The 1,447-nt window shown below is 71.3% G+C and carries 1 protein-coding gene and 1 pseudogene; one reads left to right on the forward strand and one right to left on the reverse strand.

Annotated elements, in window-relative coordinates:
* Window positions 1–165 precede the first annotated feature (165 nt).
* A complete protein-coding gene (gene meaB, locus G6020_RS05640; RefSeq protein ID WP_346034559.1) occupies window positions 166–1,137 on the forward strand; it encodes a methylmalonyl Co-A mutase-associated GTPase MeaB in 972 nt (323 codons plus the stop codon).
* 24 nt (window positions 1,138–1,161) lie between these two features.
* On the opposite strand, the pseudogene G6020_RS05645 reads toward meaB, so the two are convergent.
* Window positions 1,162–1,447 (reverse strand): annotated as a pseudogene (locus G6020_RS05645) (RNA polymerase sigma factor); the annotation flags it as partial.

Raw genomic sequence — 1,447 nt, forward strand, 5'->3', positions numbered from 1 at the left:
CCCCGGCGAGGGGGCAGGGGCGGGGGCCGAGTCCTGAACCGCCTCGGCTCCGGTCCCGATCCCGCGGGCTCGGGCAACGTCTCGGGCAGCCTGTCCACCACGCTCGGTACGGGTGCGGTCCGCGGTCCGGTCCCGTCCGCGACGGGCCCGAGGCCGCGCCGGGAGATCGACGTGGCGGCCCTCCTCGAGGGGGTACTCGAGGACGATCGTCCCGTCCTCGCCCGCGCCATCACGTTGCTCGAGTCCACGAACCCCGCACACCGCGAGAAGGCCCAGGAGTTGCTTCTCGGCGCACTCCCGCACGCCGGTGGCGCGTTGCGCATCGGGATCACCGGGGTACCGGGCGTGGGGAAGTCCACGTTCATCGAGTCCTTCGGTCTGTATCTGGTGGAGAAGGGCCACAAGGTGGCGGTCCTCGCCGTCGACCCGTCCTCCACCCGCACCGGCGGGTCGATCCTCGGCGACAAGACCCGGATGGCCACGCTCTCGACGGAACCCCGCGCCTACATCCGGCCGTCGCCGACCTCCGGCACGCTCGGAGGGGTGGCGAAGGCCACCCGCGAGACGATGGTGCTGCTCGAGGCGGCGGGATTCGACGTGATACTCGTCGAGACGGTGGGGGTGGGACAGTCCGAGGTCACCGTCGCCGGAATGGTCGACTGCTTCACGTTCCTCACCCTCGCCCGCACCGGAGACCAGCTCCAGGGCATCAAGAAGGGCGTCCTGGAGTTGGCGGACGTCGTCGCCGTCAACAAGGCCGACGGCCCCCACGTCAAGGACGCCAGACGCGCCGCGCGGGAACTCGGCGCGGCGCTGCGACTCGTGCGACCGGCGGACTCGGCGTGGAAGGTGCCCGTCCTGACGATGTCGGGTCTCGAAGGAGACGGTCTGGACGACTTCTGGGATGCCGTCCGTTCGCACCAGGACACGATGGGGAAGATCGGCGAGGTCGAGGCCCGTCGAGCCCGTCAGCAGGTCGAATGGACCAGGTCGATGGTGCACGACACACTCATGGCGAGACTCGCGGCCGACCCCGAGGTGCGTCGGGTCACGGCCGATGTCGAGCGACGTGTCAGCGAGGGGACGTTGACGGCGGCCCTCGCCGCCCAGGCGATCATCGACGCCTTCGACAGCTGACGCGCCCACTCGTCGGCGAGTACGTCAGGCGTTCCACCACCTGCGGACCAGGTACTCGCGCTCGGAGGCGTTCTCCGTGAGCTGGTGGGCACGAGCCCAGGCCCGGCGCGCCTCCTCACCGCGGCCGAGTTCCTCGAGCGTCGTCGCCCGCGCCGCGTGGAACGGGTGGTGCCGCTCGAGCTCCGCCTCTCCGGCGAGGGCGTCGAGTTGCCGAAGGCCTGACTGCGGTCCGTCGCGGCGACCCACGGCCACCGCACGCGCCATCCGGACGACGGGTCCGGGTGCGAGAGCGAGGAGGAGGTCGTACAGC

The sequence above is a fragment of the Dietzia sp. B19 genome, assembly GCF_014145155.1.
Classification (GTDB): domain Bacteria; phylum Actinomycetota; class Actinomycetes; order Mycobacteriales; family Mycobacteriaceae; genus Dietzia; species Dietzia natronolimnaea.